Here is a 15,059-nt window from a genome sequence, read left to right as displayed (position 1 = left end):
CTCAGCCCAGGTCGGTGGCGAGGGCTTCGGTGATCCTTCGGGAGGCCCGGCGGGCCTCCCTCGCCGGGTCGGCCCCGCGAAGCACCTCGGTCATGTACCCCTTGATCGGGTTGTCGGCCTCGACCGCCGCCCACTGGGGGCTGCGGGGGGTCGCCCGTCCGTGTGCGGCGCCCGCCGCCATCGCGGCGACCCCCTCCTCCCCCGCCACCGCGCCCGCCAGGGTGGTCTTGTTGGGCACGTAGTTCATGGTGCGGGCGAGTTCGGTGTCCCACTTGGCCCCGGTGAGCGCCCCGATGACAGCCGTCGCGGCGAACTGGTCGTCGGTGTTCTGCGGGACGACGAGGTCGGAGCCGCCGGTGAAGACCGTGCCGGGCCGGGCGGCGGTCCTGCCGGGCACCGGGAAGAAGCCGAGCTTGTCCTTGAGGCCGGGGTTCTGCCGCACGATCGACCGGGCGAGCCCCGGAACGGCGATGATCTGTGCCACCTTGCCGCCGGCGAACACCCCGGCCTGGGGCGGGTGTTCCTCGTCGGCGTCCACGGGCCCCGCGCCGAGCGCCTGGAGCCGCCGGTAGAAGTCCATGCCGCGCAGCGCGGCCGGTGTGTCCAGGGCGCCCCGCCACTCGTAGTCCTTCCGCTCGGCCAGCTCGCCGCCCTCGTCCCAGATGAAGCCGGACAGGGTGTACCAGTCCTGTCCGGCGAGGTAGACCCCCTGGTCGCCGCCGGAGTCGAGCTTGCGGGTGTCCGCGAGCCACGCCTCGCGGGTCTTCGGCGGGGCGGTGATGCCGGCCCGGGCGAAGAGGTCCTTGCGGTAGATCACCACCCGGTTGGCCGCGTACCAGGGCACCCCGTACTGCTTGTTGCCGTCCTTGCCGGGTTCGGCGAGGCCGGGCAGCCAGTCGTCCTTGCCCCAGTCGCGCATCGACTCCAGTGTCAGGTCGGCGAGCCGGCCGTCGTCGGCGTACTGCGCGACCTGGGTGTTGCCCACCTCGATGACGTCGGGGCCGCCCTTGGCGTCGGCCCTGAGCGCCCGCCGGACCTTCGCCACGACGCCGGTCCAGTCCTGGATGCGGATGTCGAGACGGAGGTCCTGGTGGGTGTGCTCGAAGTCCTCGGTGAAGCGCCGCAGGAAGTCCTTCGAGGCGCTGTCCTTCATCAGCCACACGGTGACGGTGTGCCGTTGGTGTTCGCCGGGAAGGACCCCGCAGGCGCTGACGAGTGAGCCGGTGACACAGAGGAGGACGAGCAGACGACGTCTCACGAGGGGTCCTGTTCTGTCTTGCCCGGGCGATGCGGACAGGGAAGGGAGCCCGACGTGGGGGGACGAACACCGGGGTTCGTGCGGGTGAACGGGATTTTGGTATGGACCAATCCATTGGTCAAGCGCCCCCCGGACACAGAGGCGACGCCTCGCGCGCCGGGCAGGGATACGGCACGGTGGAGTACGGCGTGACACACCCGTCACGGCGGACGTGAGGCGCACCGCTTTCGCCTCACGGCGGAGAGGAGCACCTGCATGTCGAACCACACCTACCGGGTCACGGAGATCGTCGGCACCTCGCACGAGGGCATCGACCAGGCCATCCGCAACGGCATCGCACGCGCCGACCAGACTCTGCGCAACCTGGACTGGTTCGAGGTGACCCAGGTCCGCGGCCAGATCGAGAACGGGCACATCGAGCACTACCAGGTGGGCCTGAAGGTGGGCTTCCGCATCGAGGACGGGGAGTGATCCAACGACGCCCTCAGGTCCGGCCCTCCCGCGCCTGGGCGTCCTGAAGCACGGCGGACTTCGCCGCCCAGCGCGCCCGCACGACGGTGAATCCGGCCCGCTCCGCGTCGTCGCACACCAACTCGTCGTCGTCGACGAGGAACCGGATCTCACGGTCCCGGGCGAGCCGGCGCAGGACCTCCAGTTTGGTGAACCGGGCGGGCCTGCGGTCGGCATTGCCCCGCATATGGACGCGCCCTTCGGGCAGTCCGTGGGCGGCGAGCCAGGCCAGCGTGGAGCGGCGGCACCGCTCGGGCCGCCCGGTGAGATACACGATCTCGCACTCCCGGGCCTGCTCCAGCGCGAGTGTCACACCCTCGGCGAGCGGCGGGTCCTCGGGCGCGGCCGCGAAGAACGCGGCCCAGTTCCGCGGGCGCTGCTCCAGGAAGTGCTGCCGGTGCGCGGTGTCGGCGAGGGTGTTGTCGAGGTCGAACACGGTGATGCGGCGCTCGCTGCTGTCGGTCACCCAGCCACCCTAGCCTCATCGAATTGCTAATGGAATCCATTTTCATATAGCCTCCTCGGTACCCGTCCGCAGTACCGAGGAGGAATCCCGTGGCCGTTCCCAAGCGGAAGATGTCCCGCAGCAACACACGGCACCGCCGCGCCCGGTGGAAGGCGAACACCCCGGCGCTGGTACCCGTGACGGTCGGGGGCGTCCGGCACCTGGTACCGCAGCATCTGGTCAAGGCGTACGAGCGCGGGCTCCTGCGCCCCGGGGACTGAACCGGCGACGACGCGTTCGACGGCGGGAATGCCCGGACGGCCACGGTGTTGAACCCTGCGTGAGTGCAGTGATCGCCCGAACCAGGTTCTCCGTCCTCGACCGCTCCCGCACCCGCGAGGGCCGCCCGCACACCGAGCCGCTGCGGGACACCGTCGCGCTGGCGCGGGAAGCGGAGGCGCTCGGCTACCACCGTTTCTGGGTGTCCGAGCACCATGGCGTGCCCGGGGTCGCCGGGTCCGCCCCGACCGTGCTCGCCGCCGCCGTGGCCGGCGCGACCCGCACGATCCGGGTCGGCACCGGCGGGGTCATGCTGCCCAATCACCAACCCCTCGTCGTCGCCGAGCAGTTCGGCGTGCTGGAGTCGCTCTTCCCGGGCCGGATCGACATGGGGCTCGGCCGTTCGGTGGGCTTCACCAACGGAGTGCGCAAGGCCCTCGGGCGGGACAAGGACGACGCCGAGGACTTCGCGGCGCGGCTCGGCGAGCTGCTCGGCTGGTTCGCCGGCACCTCGCCGACCGGGGTGCACGCCCGCCCGGCGGAGGGCCTGCGGGTACCGCCCTTTGTGCTGGCCATGGGCGAGGGCGCGCGGATCGCGGCCCGTGCGGGGCTGCCGATGGTCATCGGGGACCTGCGGGGCCGGGAGAAGATGCTGCGCGGCATCGACGAGTACCGCTCCCTGTTCCGCCCCTCCCCCTGGGCGTCCGAGCCGTACGTCGTGATCTCCGGCACCATCGCGGTCGCCGGGACCGAGGAGGCCGCCCGGCGGCTGCTCGTCCCGGAGGCCTGGGCCATGGCGTACTCACGGACCCATGGCACCTTCCCGCCCCTGGCCCCGGCCGAGGAGACCGGGGCCAGGACGATGACCGCGAAGGAGCGGGAGTTCTACGAGTCCGGCCTCGCGGGGCACATCGCCGGCACCGAGGACCAGGTCGCCCATGAGCTGGAGACGGTCCTCAAGGAGTCGGGCGCCGACGAAGTCCTCGTCACCACCAGCACGTACGATCGTGCGGCGCTGCTGGACTCCCACCGGCGCCTCGCCTCGCTGTTCGCGCCCCGCGGCTGAGCGGCTCAGCCCTCCACGCCGGCCGGCTTGTCCGTCCGGATCACCACGGAGCCGTCGGCCGCGTCCACCACCGCCCGGTCGCCCGCGCCCAGCTCGCCGGACAGCAACAGATCGGCGAGGCGGTCGTCCACCTCGCGCTGGATGGTGCGGCGCAACGGGCGGGCGCCGAAGTCGGGCTGGTAGCCGATGTTCGCGAGCAGTCCGGCCGCCGCGTCGGTGACCTCCATCGTGACGTCCTGGGCGTGCAGGCGGCGCCGGGTGTGCTCCAGCAGCAGATCGACGATCTGGCGCAACTGGGCGCGGTCCAGGCCGCGGAAGACGATGATCTCGTCGATGCGGTTGAGGAACTCCGGCCGGAAGTGCTGGGTGAGGACGGGCAGCACCGACTCGCGGACCTTGGCGTAGTCCTCCACGCCGGAGGCCAGGATGCGGTCGGCGCCGATGTTCGACGTCATGATGACGACGGTGTTCTTGAAGTCGACGGTGCGGCCCTGGGAGTCGGTGAGCCGGCCGTCGTCCAGGAGCTGCAGCAGGGTGTTGAAGACGTCCGGGTGCGCCTTCTCCACCTCGTCCAGCAGGAGAACGGCGTACGGCTGCCTGCGCACCGCCTCGGTGAGCTGGCCGGCCTCCTCGTGGCCGACGTATCCGGGAGGAGCGCCGACCAGGCGGGAGACCGTGTGCCGCTCCTGGAACTCGCTCATGTCGAGACGGATCATGCGGCTCTCGTCGCCGAAGAGGGCGGCCGCGAGGGCCCGGGCCAGTTCGGTCTTGCCGACACCGGTCGGGCCGAGGAAGAGGAAGCTGCCGACAGGACGGTTGGGATCGCTCATACCGGCGCGGGCCCTGCGCACCGCGCGCGCCACGGCGGTGATCGCCTCGTCCTGCCCCACGACCCGCTCGTGCAGATGCTCCTCCAGCTTCATCAGCCGCGCCCGCTCCTCCTCGGTGAGCTGCGCCACCGGGATGCCCGTGGTGCGGGAGACGACCTGGGCGATGTCCTCGGCGGTGACCCTCGGCGCCTGTTCCTCCGCCTTGCCCGCCGCGGCCAGCCGGGTCTCGGCCTCCTTGATGCGGTCGCGCAGGTCCTTGGCACGCTCGTACTCCTCGTCGGCGACGGCCTGGTCCTTCTCCCGGTTCAGGGCGGCGACGCGGTCCTCGATCTCCCGGGTGTCCTCGAGCGGGGTCTTGGCCCGCAGCCGCACCCGGGCGGCGGCCTGGTCCATCAGGTCGATCGCCTTGTCGGGCAGGAAGCGTGAGGTGATGTACCGGTCGGACAGCTCGGCCGCGGCGACGACCGCCTCGTCGGTGATCTTCACCTGGTGGTGGGCCTCGTACCGGTCGCGCAGGCCGCGCAGGATCTCGATGGTGTCGTCCACGGTGGGCTCGCCGACCAGGATGGGGGCGAAGCGGCGCTCCAGGGCGGCGTCCTTCTCGATGTGCCTGCGGTACTCGTCCACGGTCGTCGCCCCGATCAGATGCAGCTCGCCGCGCGCCAGGGCCGGCTTGAGCATGTTGCCCGCGTCCATGGCGCCCTCGCCGCCGCCTCCGGCACCGACGACGGTGTGCAGCTCGTCCAGGAACAGGATCAGTTCGTCGCCGTGTTCGCCGACCTCGTCGAGGAGTCTCTTCAGCCGTTCCTCGAACTCGCCCCGGTACTTGGTGCCCGCCACCATGCCGGCCAGATCCAGCGAGACCAGCCGCTTGCCGGTGAGTGTCTTGGGCACCTCCCCGGCCACGATGCGCTGGGCGATGCCTTCGACCACGGCCGTCTTGCCGACACCGGGGTCGCCGATCAGGACGGGGTTGTTCTTGCTGCGGCGGGAGAGGACCTCGATGGTCTGCTCGACCTCCTCCTCACGCCCGATCACCGGGTCCAGGCGGCCCGCCCGGGCGTCCTCGGTGAGGTCGCGGCCGTACTCGTCCACGGTCGGCGTGCTGCTCGGCTTCTTCCGCTCGCCAGCGCCCTCGGCGGGCAGCCGGGCCGGCTCCCAGCCGCCCTCCCCGAGTACCTGCCCGGCCGCCGACTCCGGGTTCGCGGCGAGCGCGCGCAGCAGATGACCGGGGCCGATGTAGGAGGCGCCCTCGGCGCGGGAGATCTGGTAGGCGTCGAGCAGGGCGCGCTTGGCGGCCGGGGTGAGCGTGCCGGGCTCGGTCTTCTCAGCGCCGTTCGCGCCGGTGCCCAGCTGCTCGCGGATGCGGTCCGGGTCGGCGCCGGCCTCGGTGAGCAGACGCCGGGTGGATTCGTTCCGGGTGGCGGCGGACAGCAGGTGCCGGGCGTCGAGTTCCTCGCTGCCCTCGACCGCCGCGATGTCCCGGGCCTCGGCGACCAGGTCGCGGGCCCGCTCGGAGAGCAGACTGCCGATGTCGACACGCTGGGGCCTTCGGGCGGACGGGGCCGGTGCGCCGCCGAAGAACCGGGACATCAACTCGTCGAACTCCTCGAACGGGCTGCGTCCGAAACCGAAACCTGGGGTGCTCATGGGGTGCGGGCCTTTCTTCAGCGTCTTCATCGGCAGACATCAGCCCCCAAATTCGCATAAATGGTACAAATACGCACGGGGGCAGCGCCGAGATGCGATACCGGCTCCGACCGGAGACGCTGGGAAGGCAGGCCTCAAGCGACGAGGAGGGCCGCCATGTCCGTGATGGACAAGCTGAAGCAGCTGCTCAAGGGCCACGAAGAGCAGGCCGGCCAGGGCATCGACAAGGCAGGCGACTTCGTGGACGAGAAGACCCAGGGCAAGTACAGCTCTCAGGTCGACACCGCCCAGGACAAGCTGAGGGAACAGCTTGGAGGCACGGACGACCGGGACACCCCTCCGCACCCGTAGCCGGGACACGGCGGGCTAGAATCGCGGGGTTTGCCCCCGCCCCGGCAGGCCCGTACGGAGTGTCCCGCGATGCACAGCCCCCATGATCCGTACGTTCGCGTCCGTGGTGCCCGCGAGCACAACCTCAAGGGCGTCGACGTGGACATCCCACGGGACGTACTGGCCGTGTTCACCGGCGTGTCCGGCTCGGGGAAGTCGTCCCTGGCGTTCGGCACCGTCTACGCCGAGGCGCAGCGACGCTACTTCGAGTCGGTCGCGCCGTACGCGCGCAGACTGATACACCAGGTCGGGGCGCCCAAGGTCGGCGAGATCACCGGGCTGCCGCCCGCGGTCTCCCTGCAGCAGCGCCGCTCGGCCCCCACCTCCCGTTCCTCGGTGGGCACGGTCACCAACCTCTCCAACTCCCTGCGCATGCTGTTCTCACGCGCCGGTGACTATCCGCCCGGCGCCGAGCGGCTGGATTCGGACGCGTTCTCCCCCAATACGGCGGCCGGTGCCTGCCCCGGGTGCCACGGCCTCGGCGAAGTGCACCGCACCACCGAGGCGCTGCTGGTCCCCGACCCCTCGCTCACCGTCCGCGAGGGCGCGATCGCCGCCTGGCCGGGCGCCTGGCAGGGCAAGAACCTGCGCGACATCCTCGACACGCTCGGGTACGACGTGGACCGGCCCTGGCGCGAGCTGCCCGCCGAGCAGCGGGAGTGGATCCTGTTCACAGAGGATCAGCCGGTCGTCACCGTCCATCCGGTCCGGGACGCCGACCGGATCCAACGGCCGTACCAGGGCACGTACATGAGCGCGCACCGGTATGTGCTGAAGACGTTCTCCGACACCAGGTCAGCGACGCTGCGGGCGAAGGCGGAACGCTTCCTGACCAGTGCGCCCTGCCCGGTGTGCGGGGGCAGCAGGCTGCGGCCCGAGGCGCTGGCGGTGACCTTCGGCGGCCGGACCATCGCCGAACTGGCCGCCGTGCCGCTGACCGACCTGGCCGCACTGCTGCACGGCGGCTCGGAGACCGCCCGCGTCCTCACCGAGGATCTCAAGTCCCGGATCGCGCCGGTCGTGGAGCTGGGCCTCGGCTATCTCAGCCTGGACCGGGCCGCCCCCACCCTCTCGGCGGGCGAGCTGCAACGGCTGCGGCTCGCCACCCAGTTGCGCTCGGGGCTGTTCGGTGTGGTGTACGTGCTGGACGAGCCGTCGGCCGGACTGCACCCGGCGGACACCGAGGCCCTGCTCACGGTGCTGGACCGGCTGAAGGCGGCCGGTAACTCGGTGTTCGTGGTGGAGCACCATCTGGAGGTGGTGCGCGGCGCCGACTGGCTGGTGGACGTGGGCCCCGGCGCGGGAGAGCACGGCGGGCGGGTGCTGTACAGCGGCCCGGTGGCCGAGCTGGCCTCGGTCGCGGAGTCGGCCACGGCCCGCCATCTCTTCGACGAGGCGCCCGGCCCGGCGCGTGAGGTCCGTGAGCCGCGGGGCTGGCTGGAGGTGGGCCCCGTGACCCGCCACAACCTGCGCGCGGTGACGGCCCAGTTCCCGCTCGGCGCGTTCACCGCCGTCACCGGTGTGTCCGGCTCCGGGAAGTCCACGCTGATCGGCGAGCTGACCCAGGACCTGGACGGGGTCGGCCGTGTGGTCCGGGTGGACCAGAAGCCGATCGGGCGCACTCCGCGCTCCAACCTGGCCACCTACACCGGCCTGTTCGACGTCGTACGCAAGGTGTTCGCCGCCACCGACGCGGCACGGGAACGCGGGTACGGCGTCGGGCGGTTCTCCTTCAACGTGGCGGGAGGGCGCTGCGAGACCTGCCAGGGTGAGGGGTTCGTCAGCGTCGAGCTGCTGTTCCTGCCGAGCACGTACGCGCCGTGCCCGGAGTGCGGCGGCGCCCGCTACAACACCGACACGCTCCGGGTCGCGTACCGGGGACGGAACATCGCCGAGGTCCTGGACTTCACGGTCGAGGCCGCGGCGGCCTTCTTCGCGGACGTCCCGGCCGCTGCCCGCAGCCTGGGCACGCTGCTGGACGTGGGCCTCGGCTATCTGCGCCTGGGCCAGCCCGCCACCGAGCTGTCCGGCGGGGAGGCCCAGCGGATCAAGCTCGCGAGCGAGCTGCAGCGAGGCCGGCGCGCCCACACCCTCTACCTGCTGGACGAGCCGACGACCGGACTGCACCCGGCCGACGTCGAGGTGCTGATGGACCGACTGCACGGGCTCGTCGACGCCGGGCACACGGTGGTCGTGGTCGAGCACGACATGACCGTGGTCGCGGAGGCCGACTGGGTGATCGACCTGGGGCCGGGCGGCGGCGACCGGGGCGGCCGCATCGTGGTGACCGGGCCGCCGCTGCGGGTGGCACGGGCCGAGGGCAGCGCGACGGCGCCCTATCTGGCCCGGGTCATGCCGTGACGCGGTCGGGCCGCGGCTCCAGCAGGACGGCATGGGTCCAGCCGGGCTCGGAGGGGACCGGCTGGGCGGCGGCGGCGAGGGCACGGCGGTCGGGATGGGCACCGGGTGGTATCACCGGTCGTACCTCCACCTCGGCCACCAGGTTCCGCGCGCGGGCGACCCGCCACAGGGAGGCGAGCAGGGTGTCCTCGCCGACGAACGCGGCCGCGGTGGTCGCGGCCCCTCCGCCGTCCTGCCGATAGCGCAGCCGGACCGGCTGCACCGGTACGCCGGCGTCCAGCGCGGCCTGGAAGACGGCCCGGTGGAAACGGCCGTGCGCCCGCCCGCACCAGGTGCTGCCCTCGGGAAAGGCGACCACGGCCGCGCCCTCGGCCATGGCGTCGGCGATCCGGGCGACCGTGTCGGGCAGGGCGCGCAGCCGGTCCCGCTCGATGAACAGCGCCCCGCCGCGCGCGACCAGCGCCCCCGCCACGGGCCACTGCCGGATCTCGGTCTTGGCGAGCATCCGGGCGGGGCGTACGGCGGCCAGCAGCGGGATGTCCAGCCATGAGACGTGGTTGGCGACCAGCAGCAGTCCGCCGGCCGGTGTGGCGGTGCCGGTGAAGCGGACCCGGACCCCGATGACCCGCACGATCGTCCGGCACCATCGCCTGACCCACTCGGCGGGGATCCTCCCGCCGAGCGGCGCCAGCACGACCCCGGCCAGTACCAGGACCGCGACCGCGGTGATCCGCAGCACGGCACGGGGTACGGCCGCGGCGGGCGCGGCCGGCTCCACACAGGCGCCCGGGGTACAGGGCGCGCTGGGCAGCCAGACGCTCATCAGGCCGGTACGAGAGACAGGAAGTGCTTCAGATAGCGCGGGTTGACCCGGCGCATCGACAGCAGCACGTACAGGTCGGCGACCCCGAAGTCCGGGTCGTGCGCGGGCTCGCCGCACACCCAGGCGCCGAGGCGCAGGTAGCCGCGGAGCAGGGCCGGCAGGTCGGTGTGCCCGGCCGGGACCTCGGCGTTCGGGACCCACGGCAGCAGGGGCCGTACCCGGAACTCCTCGGGCGCCAGGTGCTTGGCGCGCACCCGCTCCCAGGTACCGGTGGCCAGCGCGCCGCCGTCGGCCAGAGGCACGGAGCAGCAGCCCGCCAGCCACTCGTGGCCCCGGTCGACCATGTAGCGGGCTATCCCGGCCCAGATCAGGCCGATGACCGCGCCGTCGCGGTGGTCGGGGTGCACACAGGAGCGGCCGACCTCGACCAGTCCGGGCCGGATCCCGTCGAGCCGGGCCAGGTCGAACTCGCCCTCCGAGTACAGCCGGCCGGCGACCGCGGCCCGCTCCGGCGGCAGCAGCCGGTAGGTGCCGACGACCTGTCCGGTCACGGTGTCGTTCACCAGCAGGTGGTCGCAGTACGCGTCGAACGGGTCGACGTCGAGGCCCGGCTGCGGGGTGGCCAGCAGGGCACCCATCTCCCCCGCGAACACCTCGTGCCGCAGCCGCTGCGCGGCACGGACGTCGGCCTCGTCGCGGGCCAGGGTGACGGTGTAGCGGGTGGGTGCCTCGGGCTGCGGAGGACGGTCGAGCGTGGTGACGCCGGTCATGGCTCTCTCCATGGAAACGGGCCGGGGTCGGCAGAAGGGGCAGTCCGACGGTCCGGTCTGCCTGTCCTGTTCTTCCGACGCCGGTTGACCTGCGCGTGACCGAGGACCGGAGAGTGGGTGTGGGCTTGTTGAACGGCGTGGGTGAGGGTGCCGCAGGAAAACCAGACGGGGCCGGAAGGAGCACCACTCCCGACCCCGCCCGTCCGCCGCTCTTCGGCGAACGTTCACTGAAGGAGACGGCGCTACCTGTTCCCCACCTTCCGGGTAGCCCTCAGCCACTCCTTGTTCATGCTCGTGATGGACACCAGCGGAATCCCCTTCGGACACGCGGTCGCACACTCACCCGTCAACGTGCACCCCCCGAACCCCTCCGCATCCATCTGCGCCACCATGTCCAGCACCCGCGTCTCCCGCTCGGGCGCCCCCTGAGGCAGCACATTGAGATGGTTGACCTTGGCGGAGGTGAACAGCATCGCCGCGCCGTTCGGACACGCCGCCACACACGCCCCGCATCCGATGCACTCCGCGTGCTCGAAGGCGAAGTCCGCATCCGGCTTCGGCACGGGCGTGGCGTGCGCCTCCGGCGCGGACCCGGTCGGCGCCGTGATGTATCCGCCGGCCTGGATGATCCGGTCGAAGGCCGACCGGTCGACCACCAGATCCTTGATCACCGGGAACGCGGACGCCCGCCACGGCTCGATGTCGATCGTGTCGCCGTCCTTGAAGGACCGCATGTGCAGCTGGCAGGTGGTGGTGCGCTCGGGGCCGTGCGCATCGCCGTTGATCACGAGGGAACACGCGCCGCAGATGCCCTCGCGGCAGTCGTGGTCGAAGGCGACCGGGTCCTCGCCCTTGAGGATCAGCTCCTCGTTGAGCGTGTCGAGCATCTCCAGGAAAGACATGTCGGACGAGATGCCGTCCACCTCGTACGTGGACATCGCGCCGTCGGCGTGTGCGTTCTTCTGGCGCCAGACGCGCAGGGTGAGCTTCATGCGTAGCTCCGCTGGGTGGGGTGGACGTACTCGAAGACCAGGTCTTCCCTGTGCAGGGTGGGCGCCGCGCCCGTGCCCGTGAACTCCCAGGCCGCGGCGTAGGAGAACGCGTCGTCCTCGCGGGCCGCCTCGCCGTCCGGAGTCTGGGACTCCTCGCGGAAGTGGCCGCCGCAGGATTCGGCGCGGTGCAGCGCGTCGAGGCACATCAGCTCGGCGAGCTCCAGGTAGTCGACGATGCGGTTGGCCTTCTCCAGCGCCTGGTTGAACTCCTCGCCGGTGCCGGGCACCTTGATGCGCCGCCAGAACTCCTCGCGGATCTGCGGAATGCGCTCCAGGGCCTTGCGCAGCCCGGAGTCGGTGCGCGCCATGCCGCAGAACTCCCACATCAGCTCGCCGAGTTCACGGTGGAAGGAGTCGGGGGTGCGGTCGCCGTCGACCGCGAGGAGCAGGTTGACGCGGTCCTCGGTCTCGGCCAGCACCTCCTGGACGACGGGGTGTTCGTCGGTCACCGGGCCCTGGTGCGGGTTGCGCGCCAGGTAGTCGTTGATGGTGGCCGGCAGGACGAAGTAGCCGTCGGCCAGGCCCTGCATCAGCGCGGACGCGCCGAGCCGGTTGGCGCCGTGGTCGGAGAAGTTGGCCTCGCCGATCGCGAACAGGCCCGGGACGGTGGTCTGCAGGTCGTAGTCGACCCACAGGCCGCCCATCGTGTAGTGCACGGCCGGATAGATCCGCATCGGCACCTCGTACGGATCCTCGTCGGTGATCCGCTGGTACATGTCGAAGAGGTTGCCGTACTTGGCTTCGACGGCCCCCCGGCCCATCCGCCCGATGGCGTCGGCGAAGTCCAGGTAGACGCCCTGCCCGCCGGGGCCGACCCCGCGCCCCTCGTCGCAGACGTTCTTCGCGGCGCGGGAGGCGATGTCGCGCGGGACCAGGTTGCCGAAGGAGGGGTAGATGCGCTCCAGGTAGTAGTCGCGCTCGTCCTCGGGGATCTGGTGCGGCGGCCGGGTGTCGCCCTTGGCCTTCGGCACCCAGATCCGTCCGTCGTTGCGCAGCGACTCGCTCATCAGCGTCAGCTTGGACTGGTGGTCGCCGGTGCGCGGGATGCAGGTGGGGTGGATCTGGGTGAAGCAGGGGTTGGCGAAGTAGGCACCGCGCCGGTGCGCCCGCCACACGGCGGTCGCGTTGGAGTTCATGGCGTTCGTGGACAGGTAGAAGACGTTGCCGTAGCCGCCGGAGGCCAGCACCACCGCGTCCGCGAAGTACGTGGCGATCCTCCCGGTGACGAGATCACGCGCCACGATGCCGCGTGCCCGCCCGTCGACGACGATCAGGTCGAGCATCTCGGTACGCGGATGCATCTCCACGTTCCCCGCGGCGATCTGCCGGGACAGTGCCTGATAGGCCCCGAGGAGGAGTTGCTGGCCCGTCTGGCCGCGGGCGTAGAAGGTGCGGGAGACCTGGACGCCGCCGAAGGAGCGGGTGTCGAGCAGGCCGCCGTACTCGCGCGCGAACGGCACGCCCTGGGCCACGCACTGGTCGATGATCTCGACCGAGATCTGGGCGAGGCGGTGCACGTTGGACTCGCGGGCGCGGAAGTCGCCGCCCTTGACGGTGTCGTAGAAGAGACGGTGGATGGAGTCGCCGTCGTTGCGGTAGTTCTTCGCCGCGTTGATGCCGCCCTGCGCGGCGATGGAGTGGGCCCGGCGCGGGGAGTCCTGGTAGCAGAACTGGACGACGTGGTAGCCCTGTTCGGCGAGGGTGGCGCCCGCCGCGCCGCCGGCCAGACCGGTGCCCACGACGATGATCGTGTGCTTGCGCCGGTTGGCGGGGTTGACCAGCCTGGCCTCGAAGCGGCGCTTGTCCCAGCGCTCGTGGACGGGGCCCGAGGGGGCCTTGGTGTCGATGACCGGCTCGCCGGTCGTGTAGTGGGTGTAGGTCATGGTCAGCTCACCACTCCGGTCATGACGCCCACGGGTACGGCGATGAAGCCGGCCGTGAGCAGCAGCGCGAGGACGTCGGCGATGGTCTTCAGGGCGCGGTCGCGGGCGCGGCTGCCGACGCCGAGTGTCTGTGCGGCGCTCCAGAAGCCGTGCCGGATGTGCAGGCCGAGCGCGAGCATGGCGACGATGTAGATCACGTCGCCGTACCAGGTGGAGAAGGTGTCGACCACGTTCTGGTACGGGTGGCCCGGCTGGAAGCCGCCGGAGTGCACGGTGCCGGTGGTCAGGTCCAGGACGTGCCAGACGATGAACAGGCCGAGGATGATCCCGCCCCAGCGCATGGTGCGCGTCGCGTAGCTCGCCCGCGGCTTGCCGTGCACGTACTTGCTCGGGCGCGCCTTGATGTCGCGGCGGCTGAGCTGGTAGGCGGACACGGCGTGCGCGACGACGGCGGCGGCGAGCACGACACGGATGAGCCAGAGCGTCCACTCGTAGTGCATGAACGGTTCGCCGACGGTGCGCAGCCAGTGCCCGTAGTGGTTGAACTCCTCGGGACCGAAGAAGATCTTCAAGTTGCCGATCACATGGGCGACCAGGTACAGCAGCATGATCACGCCACTGACGGCCATCACCGTCTTCTTGCCGACGGTGCTGTCCCACACGGTGCGCGCCATGGACGGCCGTCGGTCCGTCCGCGTTGCCAGAGCCATGCCACAAGACGCTAGGGCCCTTCGGCCCCATCGGTCCAAGACATGGTCCAGCTGGATTCAATAGGTGGAGGCTATCGTGGAGCCATGCAGTTCCAGCAGCTCCAGTACTTCGTGGCCGTCGCCGAGACCCGGCACTTCACCCGGGCCGCCGAGCTCGTCCATGTCGCCCAGCCCTCCCTCTCCCAGCAGATCAAGGCGCTGGAGCGGGAGCTGGGCGCCGACCTGTTCCTGCGCGCCCGGGGCAACATCACGCTCACCGACGCGGGCGAGGCCCTGCTGCCGCTGGCCCGCCGGATCCTGGCCGACGCGGACACGGCCCGGCACGAGGTGCAGGAACTGGTGCAGCTGCGGCGGGGACGGGTGCGGCTGGGGGCGACGCCGAGCCTGTGCACGGGCCTGCTGCCCGATGTCCTGCGCGCCTTCCACGACCGCTACCCCGGCATCCAGCTGCTGATCGAGGAGGGCGGGTCGCACGACCTCGTACGGGAGCTGGCGCGCGGAGCCCTGGATCTCGCCCTGGTCGTGCTGCCGCTGCCGACGCCCGCGCCCGCGCTGACGACGGTGGAGCTGCTGCGGGAGGATCTCGTGGTGGTGTCCTCACCCGAGGTGCGGGCACCGGGGCGGGGTGGCCGGGTGGTCGAGATCGGGGATCTGGAGGGCGAGCGCCTCGTGATGTTCCGGCACGGCTACGACCTGCGCGAACTGACGGTGGCCGCGTGTCGCTCCGCCGGGTTCGAGCCGGAGTTCGCCGTGGAGGGGGGCGAGATGGACGCGGTACTGGGGTTTGTGCGGGCGGGGCTCGGTGTCGCTGTGGTGCCGCGGATGGTCGCCAGTCGGTCCGGGCGGGGGCTGCGGGTCACTCCGTTGGCTCGGCCGGGGCTGCATCGCACCATCGCGCTGGCTCATCGCAGTGATGTGGCTCCGCCTCGGGCCGCTCGGGAGTTGCAGCGGATGTTGCTTGAGCGGTGAAGCCCGGTTGCGTGTGCCTGGGTAGCGCCGTCGGGGGGTCCGGGTCGCTTGTGGTTGCTCGCG

At 71.4% G+C, this 15,059-nt stretch carries 14 protein-coding genes; 6 read left to right on the top strand and 8 right to left on the bottom strand.

Features of this window, described 5'->3' with window-relative positions:
* Position 1: 1 nt before the first annotated feature.
* Positions 2–1,258, bottom strand: coding sequence for an extracellular solute-binding protein (locus AVL59_RS16345; RefSeq protein WP_067304685.1), 1,257 nt, complete (start codon positions 1,256–1,258; stop codon positions 2–4).
* Between the two features lie 255 nt (positions 1,259–1,513).
* Here AVL59_RS16345 and AVL59_RS16340 point away from each other — a divergent pair, with 255 nt between their 5' ends.
* Positions 1,514–1,729, top strand: coding sequence for a dodecin (locus tag AVL59_RS16340; RefSeq protein WP_067304682.1), 216 nt, complete (start codon positions 1,514–1,516; stop codon positions 1,727–1,729).
* A gap of 13 nt (positions 1,730–1,742) precedes the next feature.
* Here the strand turns inward: AVL59_RS16340 and AVL59_RS16335 are convergent, their stop codons facing one another.
* On the bottom strand, positions 1,743–2,234 hold the full coding sequence (locus AVL59_RS16335; RefSeq protein WP_067304679.1) for a phosphatase domain-containing protein: 492 nt from the start codon (positions 2,232–2,234) through the stop codon (positions 1,743–1,745).
* 89 nt (positions 2,235–2,323) lie between these two features.
* Here AVL59_RS16335 and rpmF point away from each other — a divergent pair, with 89 nt between their 5' ends.
* A complete protein-coding gene (gene rpmF / locus AVL59_RS16330; protein ID WP_067304677.1) occupies positions 2,324–2,494 on the top strand; it encodes a 50S ribosomal protein L32 in 171 nt (56 codons plus the stop codon).
* Positions 2,495–2,553: 59 nt separating this feature from the next.
* Positions 2,554–3,558: an LLM class flavin-dependent oxidoreductase gene (locus AVL59_RS16325; protein WP_067304675.1), complete on the top strand. Its 1,005-nt coding sequence runs from the start codon at positions 2,554–2,556 to the stop codon at positions 3,556–3,558.
* A gap of 5 nt (positions 3,559–3,563) precedes the next feature.
* Here AVL59_RS16325 and AVL59_RS16320 read toward each other — a convergent pair whose 3' ends face one another.
* Entirely contained in the window at positions 3,564–6,038 is a 2,475-nt protein-coding gene (locus tag AVL59_RS16320; RefSeq protein WP_067317350.1) for an ATP-dependent Clp protease ATP-binding subunit, read from the bottom strand.
* Between the two features lie 156 nt (positions 6,039–6,194).
* Between AVL59_RS16320 and AVL59_RS16315 the strand changes: the two genes are divergently transcribed.
* Both AVL59_RS16315 and AVL59_RS16310 read left to right on the top strand, forming a co-directional pair.
* Positions 6,195–6,389: an antitoxin gene (locus AVL59_RS16315; RefSeq protein ID WP_067304672.1), complete on the top strand. Its 195-nt coding sequence runs from the start codon at positions 6,195–6,197 to the stop codon at positions 6,387–6,389.
* Positions 6,390–6,458: 69 nt separating this feature from the next.
* The gene (locus AVL59_RS16310; protein WP_067304669.1) at positions 6,459–8,789 is read left to right on the top strand and encodes an ATP-binding cassette domain-containing protein; all 2,331 of its coding nucleotides are present in this window, start codon (positions 6,459–6,461) and stop codon (positions 8,787–8,789) included.
* Here AVL59_RS16310 and AVL59_RS16305 read toward each other — a convergent pair.
* The 5 genes from AVL59_RS16305 to AVL59_RS16285 form a co-directional block, all read right to left on the bottom strand.
* Entirely contained in the window at positions 8,779–9,612 is an 834-nt protein-coding gene (locus AVL59_RS16305) for a lysophospholipid acyltransferase family protein (RefSeq protein ID WP_067304664.1), read from the bottom strand. The genes AVL59_RS16310 and AVL59_RS16305 overlap by 11 nt on opposite strands.
* On the bottom strand, positions 9,612–10,382 hold the full coding sequence (locus tag AVL59_RS16300; RefSeq protein ID WP_067304661.1) for a GNAT family N-acetyltransferase: 771 nt from the start codon (positions 10,380–10,382) through the stop codon (positions 9,612–9,614). The genes AVL59_RS16305 and AVL59_RS16300 overlap by 1 nt, the downstream gene beginning before the upstream one ends.
* Positions 10,383–10,624: 242 nt before the next feature.
* Positions 10,625–11,374 (bottom strand): succinate dehydrogenase/fumarate reductase iron-sulfur subunit, encoded by a 750-nt coding sequence (locus AVL59_RS16295; RefSeq protein WP_067304659.1) that lies wholly within the window; start codon positions 11,372–11,374, stop codon positions 10,625–10,627.
* Positions 11,371–13,317 (bottom strand): fumarate reductase/succinate dehydrogenase flavoprotein subunit, encoded by a 1,947-nt coding sequence (locus AVL59_RS16290; protein ID WP_067304656.1) that lies wholly within the window; start codon positions 13,315–13,317, stop codon positions 11,371–11,373. The genes AVL59_RS16295 and AVL59_RS16290 overlap by 4 nt, the downstream gene beginning before the upstream one ends.
* 2 nt (positions 13,318–13,319) lie before the next feature.
* Positions 13,320–13,991 carry a succinate dehydrogenase gene (locus AVL59_RS16285; protein WP_067304653.1) on the bottom strand — a complete coding sequence of 224 codons (672 nt, stop codon included), beginning with the start codon at positions 13,989–13,991 and terminating at the stop codon, positions 13,320–13,322.
* 120 nt (positions 13,992–14,111) lie between these two features.
* Between AVL59_RS16285 and AVL59_RS16280 the strand changes: the two genes are divergently transcribed.
* Positions 14,112–14,996 carry a LysR family transcriptional regulator gene (locus AVL59_RS16280; RefSeq protein ID WP_067304650.1) on the top strand — a complete coding sequence of 295 codons (885 nt, stop codon included), beginning with the start codon at positions 14,112–14,114 and terminating at the stop codon, positions 14,994–14,996.
* Positions 14,997–15,059 lie beyond the last annotated feature (63 nt).

The sequence above is a fragment of the Streptomyces griseochromogenes genome, from assembly GCF_001542625.1.
In the GTDB taxonomy this organism is placed as follows: Bacteria; Actinomycetota; Actinomycetes; order Streptomycetales; family Streptomycetaceae; genus Streptomyces; species Streptomyces griseochromogenes.
This window is presented reverse-complemented; position numbering and strand designations above follow the sequence as displayed.

Excerpts from the sequence above, each read along its gene's own strand:
- AVL59_RS16340 (WP_067304682.1), top strand. The coding sequence starts at position 1,514 with ATGTCGAACCACACCTACCGGGTCACGGAGATCGTCGGCACCTCGCAC.
- AVL59_RS16320 (WP_067317350.1), bottom strand. The coding sequence starts at position 6,038 with ATGAGCACCCCAGGTTTCGGTTTCGGACGCAGCCCGTTCGAGGAGTTC.
- AVL59_RS16315 (WP_067304672.1), top strand. The coding sequence starts at position 6,195 with ATGTCCGTGATGGACAAGCTGAAGCAGCTGCTCAAGGGCCACGAAGAG.
- AVL59_RS16310 (WP_067304669.1), top strand. The coding sequence starts at position 6,459 with ATGCACAGCCCCCATGATCCGTACGTTCGCGTCCGTGGTGCCCGCGAG.
- AVL59_RS16305 (WP_067304664.1), bottom strand. The coding sequence starts at position 9,612 with ATGAGCGTCTGGCTGCCCAGCGCGCCCTGTACCCCGGGCGCCTGTGTG.
- AVL59_RS16300 (WP_067304661.1), bottom strand. The coding sequence starts at position 10,382 with ATGACCGGCGTCACCACGCTCGACCGTCCTCCGCAGCCCGAGGCACCC.
- AVL59_RS16295 (WP_067304659.1), bottom strand. The coding sequence starts at position 11,374 with ATGAAGCTCACCCTGCGCGTCTGGCGCCAGAAGAACGCACACGCCGAC.
- AVL59_RS16290 (WP_067304656.1), bottom strand. The coding sequence starts at position 13,317 with ATGACCTACACCCACTACACGACCGGCGAGCCGGTCATCGACACCAAG.
- AVL59_RS16285 (WP_067304653.1), bottom strand. The coding sequence starts at position 13,991 with ATGGCGCGCACCGTGTGGGACAGCACCGTCGGCAAGAAGACGGTGATG.
- AVL59_RS16280 (WP_067304650.1), top strand. The coding sequence starts at position 14,112 with ATGCAGTTCCAGCAGCTCCAGTACTTCGTGGCCGTCGCCGAGACCCGG.